Origin of the sequence: Mycobacterium sp. (assembly GCF_025933915.1) — a bacterium.
GTDB lineage: Bacteria > Actinomycetota > Actinomycetes > Mycobacteriales > Mycobacteriaceae > Mycobacterium.
The window spans coordinates 1-7,186 of sequence record NZ_JAICZA010000197.1 but is presented as its reverse complement, the minus strand read 5'-3'; the positions used below and the strand labels follow the sequence as shown (position 1 = coordinate 7,186).

Here is a 7,186-nt window from a genome sequence, read left to right as displayed (position 1 = left end):
CAAGCTTTTCCTGATCGCTCATTTGTCGCGGGCGGGCTGGTTGCGGTGGTCCGACAAGCTGGCCGCGGCGCCGCTGCGGCCCGGCAAGGGCCCGATCGCGCTGCGGGTGCACCTGGGCACGCCCGGTGAGGCGCCCGGCTTCGACCTGACCGAGGCCGGCACCCAGAAGCGGCTGGCGGTGTGGCTGGTGAGTGACCCGCGGCAGATCCCGCAGCTTGCCGCCCTCGGCCCGGACGCGCTGGAACTCGGCCCCGACGACCTGACCCGCGTTCTTGCCGGCAACACCGGCCGGATCAAGACCGTGCTCACCGACCAGAAGGTGATCGCCGGGATCGGCAACGCCTACAGCGACGAGATCCTGCACGTCGCGAAAATCTCGCCGTTCACCACGGCCGGCAAGCTGTCCGAGAAGCAGCTCGCCACGCTGCACGACGCCATGATCACGGTGCTCACCGACGCGGTGAGCCGATCCGTCGGCCAGGGGGCGGCCACACTCAAAGGTGAGAAGCGCTCCGGATTGCGCGTGCATGCCCGCACCGGGCTGCCCTGTCCGGTGTGCGGGGACACCGTGCGTGAAGTGTCGTTCGCGGACAAGTCTTTTCAATATTGTCCGACCTGTCAGACCGGGGGCAAGATCCTGGCCGATCGGCGGATGTCGCGTTTGCTGAAGTAGTCACCCCCTGTGCTTGTCCGGCACGCGAACGTCGACTTGTGGTGTCAAAGCGCCGCTGCCGAGCCCAACAACTCGGCGTTGGGCGGCCACTCGATATGCTGCCCCGATGACTCGCCAGAAGATCCTCATCACGGGTGCCAGCTCCGGGCTGGGCGCCGGCATGGCGCGCGCGTTCGCCGCCAAGGGCCGCGACCTCGCACTGTGCGCACGTCGCACCGACCGGCTCGATGAGCTCAAAGCCGAACTGACGCAGAAGTATCCGGGGATCACCATCGCGGTCGCCGCGCTGGACGTCAACGACCACGAGGCCGTCCCCAAAGTGTTTGCCGAACTCAGCGACGAGCTGGGCGGCATCGACCGCATCGTCGTCAACGCCGGCATCGGCAAGGGCGCCAAACTGGGCTCGGGCAAGCTGTGGGCCAACAAAGCGACGATCGAGACCAACCTGGTGGCCGCGCTGGTGCAGATCGAGACCGCGCTGGAGATGTTCAACAAGAACGGCTCGGGCCACCTGGTGCTGATCTCGTCGGTACTCGGCAACAAGGGCGTGCCAGGGGTCAAGGCCGCATACGCGGCGAGCAAGGCCGGAGTCAGCTCACTGGGTGAATCGCTGCGCGCCGAATACGCCAAAGGGCCCGTCAAGGTTTCGGTCATCGAACCCGGCTACATCGAGTCGGAGATGACGGCCAAGTCGAACAGCACGATGTTGATGGTGGACAACGAAACTGGCGTCAACGCGCTCGTCGCCGCCATGGAGCGTGAGCCCGGCCGGGCGGCGGTGCCGTGGTGGCCGTGGGCGCCGCTGGTGCAGCTGATGCGGGTGCTGCCGCCTCAGCTGACCAAGATGTTCGCCTGAGCGAGAGCCCGTTGCCGCGAGCGTGCGTGTTTGCACTCGACACGCCAGGTGGGCGCGCACATCTGCGCACCCTCGGCGCAGATGGCTAGCTGGTGCGCCCTCGTTCGCTGCGGTAGCGGCGGACCAGGGCATCGGTCGAACTGTCCGATTGCGGCGCCGGCGAGGTGTCCGCGGTAAGCACCGGAAGCAGGGCTTTGGCCTGGGTTTTGCCCAGCTCTACACCCCACTGGTCGAACGAGTCGATTCCCCAGATCACACCCTCGGTGAAGACCTGGTGCTCGTAGAGCGCGATCAGCTGGCCCATGACCGACGGCGTAAGCCGGTTGGCCAGAATCGAGGTCGACGGCCGGTTACCGGGCATCACCTTGTGCGGCACGATATCCGCGGGTGTGCCTTCGGCGGCGATCTCTTCGGCGGTCTTACCGAAGGCCAGCACTTGGGTCTGGGCGAAGAAGTTGCTCATCAACAGGTCGTGCATGCTGCCAGTGCCCTCGGCGGTGGGCAGGTCGTCGATGGGTTGGCTGAAACCGATGAAGTCGGCTGGCACCAACCGAGTTCCCTGATGCAGCAACTGATAGAAAGCGTGCTGTCCGTTGGTTCCCGGTTCGCCCCAAAAGATTTCACCGGTATCGGTGGTGACCGGGCTGCCGTCCGCGCGGGTGGACTTGCCGTTGGATTCCATGGTCAGCTGTTGCAGATAGGCCGCAAAACGTGCCAGGTCGTTGGAATACGGCAACACCGCGCGCGATTGCGCGCCCATGAAGTTGGAGTACCACAGGCCGATAAGTCCAAGTAGCACAGGTGCGTTGGACTCCAGCGGGGCGGTCTTGAAATGTCGGTCGACGATGTGGAATCCGGAGAGGAAGTCCGCGAACGCTTCCCGGCCGATGACGGCCATCACCGACAGCCCGATCGCCGAGTCCACCGAGTAGCGGCCTCCGACCCAATCCCAGAAGCCGAACATGTTGTCGGTGTTGATCCCGAAGTCGTCGACGAGGCGCTTGTTGGTGGAGACGGCCACGAAGTGCTGTGCCACCGCGGCGTCGCCGAGGGCTTCGGTCACCCAGCGTCGCGCGGCCGTGGCGTTGGTCAGGGTTTCCAGCGTCGAGAACGTCTTCGACGCGACGATGAAAAGCGTTGTGGCGGGGTCTAAGTCGGCGAGCGCGGCGATCAGATCGGCGGGATCGACGTTGGAGACGAAGCGCGCCGAGATGCCCGCATCCGCATAGTGGCGCAGGGCCTGGTAGACCATCACCGGGCCGAGGTCGGATCCGCCGATACCGATGTTGACGACGGTGCTGATCCGTTTTCCGGTGGCTCCGGTCCATTCGCCGCTGCGCAACCGATCGGTGAAGTCGCCCATCCTGTCCAGCACGGCATGCACGTCCTCGACGACGTTTTGGCCGTCGACGACCAGTTCGGCGTCCCTGGGCAGTCGCAGCGCGGTGTGCAGCACCGCACGATCCTCCGAGGTGTTGATGTGCACGCCGGCGAACATCTGGTCGCGGCGCTCTTCGAGGTTGGCCGTGCGGGCCAGATCGACCAAGAGCCGCAGCGTTTCTCGCGTGATCCGGTGCTTGCTGTAGTCGATGTAGAGGTCGCCGACGGAGACGGTCAGCTCGCGGCCGCGATCGGGATCCTCATCGAAAAACTGGCGCAGCCGGGTCTGGCCGATTTGTTCATGATGCCTGCGCAGGGCGTCCCACGCCGGGGTGGCGGTGATGTCGGGGAGGGGATGCACGGAGGTCATCCTTCGACCCTATGGGCTCCGACGTGAGGGAGCCAGGTCTGGCGAGCCCGGCGCCAGAGCGGGGTCAGTGACCGAGCCGGCCCCTGCCCAGCCGCAGCAGCAGGATGGCCAGGTCCTTACCCTCCGGGCCGAGTTCGCTGTAGCGCTCGATGACCTTCATCTCGCGGCTGTGGACGAGCCGCGTGCCGCCGGAGGCCATCCGGGCCTTACCGATCGCCTGAGATACCTCGGTGCGCCGCTTGACCGCGCCGAGAATCTCGGCATCCAACCGATCGATCTCGTGACGTAATTCGTCGATGTCGGTGGGCTCTTGGGTCTCCACCGTCTCGATGCTCATTGCAGCTGCCTCCGCGTCTTCGTCGTGATGTGTGGGTTTAGGACTCATGCAGTTTCGGGCCTCACAGAAGACGAGCGCCGGGTGCCGAAGCGGGCCACGGGGCGCTGCGGAAGCAGTTAGACCACGGGCACCGCGGGCCGGCACCCGTTGGGAAATCGGCGGCGCCACTGCTGAGTCGAGAAGCGTCGTCGACACTGCACATTGAGCACGACTTGAGTGTGCCACTAAAAACGGTCCGTGCGCAAAAAAAGCATGTTTAAGCTGCGCTTTTTGCACTTGGGTGTAATTACCTCAACCGATCAAAGGCGGTTGGGAAAGAGCAGTTCGACACGCCGATTTTTCGGAGGTCCGCTGGGCGCGGTCGAGGCCACCCGCGCCACTCACCCGGTTTGGTGCCGGGGCGCTTCGTGTCACTGGCCGAGGCGATGTCGACCTCCGAAGCGGACCGTCTGCTCGACGGCCTCATCCACGACAGCGCCAAGCGGTAGTGCCCGAGGGTTCACCGCTGCTGATCGTGGCGGGGGTGGCCAGATCCCGCCCATCACCTTCACCGACAAGGCCGCCGCGAAGATGCGTGAACGCGTGGCCCCGCCAGACCCAGCTTCGGCGGGATCACACCGTGGCGAGCGCCCGCGGGAAGAGGACGTTGTTTTCCTTGTGCACATGCAGGTGCAGGTCGGATTCGATCTCTTCCAGACCGGCCAACATCGCCGTATACGAACCACAGGCATCCGACGGGACAGCGTAACCGCTGGTGAGCTCGCGCAGCTCTGCCAGCAATTCACCGGCGATATCGTGCTGCTTCATGTTCTGCTCCAGCGCGGTGCGCAATTCAGCGGAGACCGCGGCGTCACCGCGGGTGCGCAGCTCGGGAAAGATCATGCTCTCCTCGGTGCGCAGATGAGGTTCAACTTTTTCGCGCAGTTCGCCGAACGTGTCGCGGACCTGCCCGAGTTCGGGGTGGTTGTCCCCATGCACCCGGGCCACCTTGTCGACCAGCGCCGACATCCGCGGGAATTCGTCCCACAGGAACCGGTGGTGCGTGTCGACGATGTGCTCGATCAATGCTGCGTCGGCCATATCCGCCCAGTCGGCCCTCGGCCCGGGGACCTCGCCGTTCAACGCGGTGAGAACCTCGTCGACGTCGATCTGCGCCTCGTTGCACGCCGCACCGATCGGGCGTTGGCCATGGCAGCAATAGTCGATGCCGAAGCGGTCCAGTATCCGCGTGCGCGAAGGGTCGGCGGTGATGACATCGCCGAGAATGGTCTCGGACGTGTAGGTGGCCATCGCAATCTCCTTGGGGTCGGTGAGACGGGTCGCAGCTCTAATTAATACATGCTCAATGGTATTTATTCCGGGGCATGGCGCCAAGGCGAAGCCTGCACCGGGTGTCGCCATCTGGCGGTAGGTTAGGAACGCCATGACCGGATACCTGACCGACGCTGTGACAAGCACGTTTCCGTCCCCTCGAGCCGCTCAGGCCTCCGCGGCCAGCCAGGAGCTGCTCGAGGGCCTCAACCCGCAACAGCGCCAGGCGGTGGTGCACGAGGGTTCGCCGCTGCTCATCGTCGCGGGGGCGGGCTCGGGCAAGACCGCGGTGCTGACGCGGCGTATCGCCTACCTGACTGCGGCCCGGGGCGTCGGGGTCGGCCAGATCCTGGCCATCACCTTCACCAACAAGGCCGCGGCCGAGATGCGCGAACGGGTGGTGCGGCTGGTGGGTAACCGGGCCCGTGCCATGTGGGTGTCCACCTTTCACTCGACCTGCGTGCGCATCCTGCGCAACCAGGCCTCCCTGATCGAAGGCCTCAATTCCAACTTCTCGATCTACGACGCCGACGATTCGCGTCGGCTGCTGCAGATGATCGGGCGCGACATGGGGCTCGACATCAAGCGCTACTCGCCGCGGCTGTTGGCCAACGCCATCTCCAACCTGAAGAACGAGCTGATCGACCCCGCCGAGGCGGTCTCCAACCTGACCGATGATTCCGACGAGTTGTCCCGCACGGTGGCGAGTGTTTACGGCGAGTACCAGCGGCGGCTGCGGGCGGCCAACGCGTTGGACTTCGATGACCTGATCGGCGAAACCGTCGCGGTGTTGCGGGCTTTCCCGCAGATTGCCCAGCACTACCGGCGGCGGTTCCGGCATGTGCTCGTCGACGAGTACCAGGACACCAACCATGCGCAGTACGTGCTGGTGCGGGAATTGGTCGGCCGCGGCGGTCAGCCCGGTTCTGACGAGGTATCCGACGAGGTGCCACCGGCCGAGCTGTGCGTTGTCGGCGACGCCGATCAGTCGATTTATGCGTTCCGCGGCGCCACCATCCGCAACATCGAGGACTTCGAGCGCGACTATCCCGACGCGACGACCATTCTGCTGGAACAGAATTACCGATCGACGCAGAACATTCTGTCGGCGGCCAACTCCGTGATCGCCCGCAACTCCGGGCGCCGTGACAAACGCCTGTGGACCGCCGCCGGCGCCGGCGAGCTGATCGTCGGCTACGTCGCCGACAACGAGCACGACGAGGCCAGATTCGTCGCCGAAGAGATCGACGCGCTTGCCGAGAAAGGCGAGATCACCTACAACGACGTCGCCGTCTTCTACCGCACCAACAACTCGTCGCGGTCGTTGGAAGAAGTATTCATCCGCGCCGGGATTCCCTACAAAGTGGTTGGGGGAGTGCGCTTTTACGAGCGCAAGGAGATTCGCGACATCGTCGCCTATCTGCGGGTGCTGGACAACCCGGGGGACGCGGTCAGCATCCGGCGCATCCTCAACACCCCGCGTCGGGGCATCGGCGATCGCGCCGAGGCCTGCGTGGCGGTGTACGCCGAGAACACCGGGGCCGGCTTCGCCGATGCGCTCGTGGCCGCAGCCGAGGGCAAAGTGCCGATGCTGAATTCCCGCGCTGAGAAGGCGATCTCGGGTTTCGTCGAGCTGCTCGACGAGCTGCGGGGCCGCCTCGATGACGATCTCGGGGATCTGGTCGAGTCGGTGCTGGAACGTACGGGGTACCGCAGGGAGTTGGAATCATCCACCGATCCCCAGGAACTGGCGCGGTTGGACAACCTCAACGAACTCGTCAGTGTGGCACACGAATTCAGCACCGACCGGGCGAACGTCGCCGCGCTGGATGAATCGCTGCAAACCCCCGAAGACGAGGACGTGCCGGATACCGGTGTGCTGGCAGAGTTCTTGGAAAGGGTCTCGCTGGTTTCCGACAGCGACGAGATCCCCGAGGACGGCGCCGGCATGGTCACGCTGATGACCCTGCACACCGCGAAAGGCCTAGAGTTTCCGGTGGTGTTCGTCACCGGGTGGGAGGACGGGATGTTCCCCCACATGCGGTCACTGGACGATCCGACGGAGCTCTCCGAGGAGCGGCGGCTGGCCTACGTGGGGATCACCAGGGCCCGGCAGCGGCTCTACCTGAGCAGGGCCATCGTCCGGTCCTCCTGGGGGCAGCCCATGCTCAATCCGGAATCGCGGTTCCTCAGGGAGATTCCGCAAGAGTTGATCGAGTGGCGCCGCACCGCGCCCGCCCCGTCGTTCAGCGCGCCGGT

At 65.2% G+C, this 7,186-nt stretch carries 6 protein-coding genes; 3 read left to right on the top strand and 3 right to left on the bottom strand.

From position 1 onward, the window contains the following. Positions 1-205: 205 nt before the first annotated feature. Positions 206-673 carry a zinc finger domain-containing protein gene (locus Q0W90_RS21820; protein WP_297593045.1) on the top strand — a complete coding sequence of 156 codons (468 nt, stop codon included), beginning with the start codon at positions 206-208 and terminating at the stop codon, positions 671-673. Between the two features lie 106 nt (positions 674-779). After that, positions 780-1,529 carry an SDR family oxidoreductase gene (locus tag Q0W90_RS21815; protein ID WP_297593025.1) on the top strand — a complete coding sequence of 250 codons (750 nt, stop codon included), beginning with the start codon at positions 780-782 and terminating at the stop codon, positions 1,527-1,529. A gap of 85 nt (positions 1,530-1,614) precedes the next feature. Here Q0W90_RS21815 and pgi read toward each other — a convergent pair whose 3' ends face one another. The 3 genes from pgi to ric form a co-directional block, all read right to left on the bottom strand. After that, positions 1,615-3,279, bottom strand: coding sequence for a glucose-6-phosphate isomerase (pgi, locus tag Q0W90_RS21810; protein ID WP_297776537.1), 1,665 nt, complete (start codon positions 3,277-3,279; stop codon positions 1,615-1,617). 64 nt (positions 3,280-3,343) lie between these two features. Then, positions 3,344-3,664 (bottom strand): chorismate mutase, encoded by a 321-nt coding sequence (locus Q0W90_RS21805; RefSeq protein ID WP_297593029.1) that lies wholly within the window; start codon positions 3,662-3,664, stop codon positions 3,344-3,346. Between the two features lie 564 nt (positions 3,665-4,228). Further along, positions 4,229-4,906 (bottom strand): iron-sulfur cluster repair di-iron protein, encoded by a 678-nt coding sequence (ric, locus tag Q0W90_RS21800; RefSeq protein ID WP_297593030.1) that lies wholly within the window; start codon positions 4,904-4,906, stop codon positions 4,229-4,231. A gap of 133 nt (positions 4,907-5,039) precedes the next feature. On the opposite strand from ric, the gene Q0W90_RS21795 reads away from it, so the two are divergent. Beyond that, positions 5,040-7,186: ATP-dependent helicase (locus Q0W90_RS21795; RefSeq protein ID WP_297776534.1), on the top strand; the 2,147-nt coding region annotated here is incomplete at its 3' end.

What these genes read in the sequence shown, in the direction of transcription:
- Q0W90_RS21815 (WP_297593025.1), top strand. Translation starts at nt 780, where the DNA reads ATGACTCGCCAGAAGATCCTCATCACGGGTGCCAGCTCCGGGCTGGGC.
- pgi (WP_297776537.1), bottom strand. Translation starts at nt 3,279, where the DNA reads ATGACCTCCGTGCATCCCCTCCCCGACATCACCGCCACCCCGGCGTGG.
- Q0W90_RS21805 (WP_297593029.1), bottom strand. Translation starts at nt 3,664, where the DNA reads ATGAGTCCTAAACCCACACATCACGACGAAGACGCGGAGGCAGCTGCA.
- ric (WP_297593030.1), bottom strand. Translation starts at nt 4,906, where the DNA reads ATGGCCACCTACACGTCCGAGACCATTCTCGGCGATGTCATCACCGCC.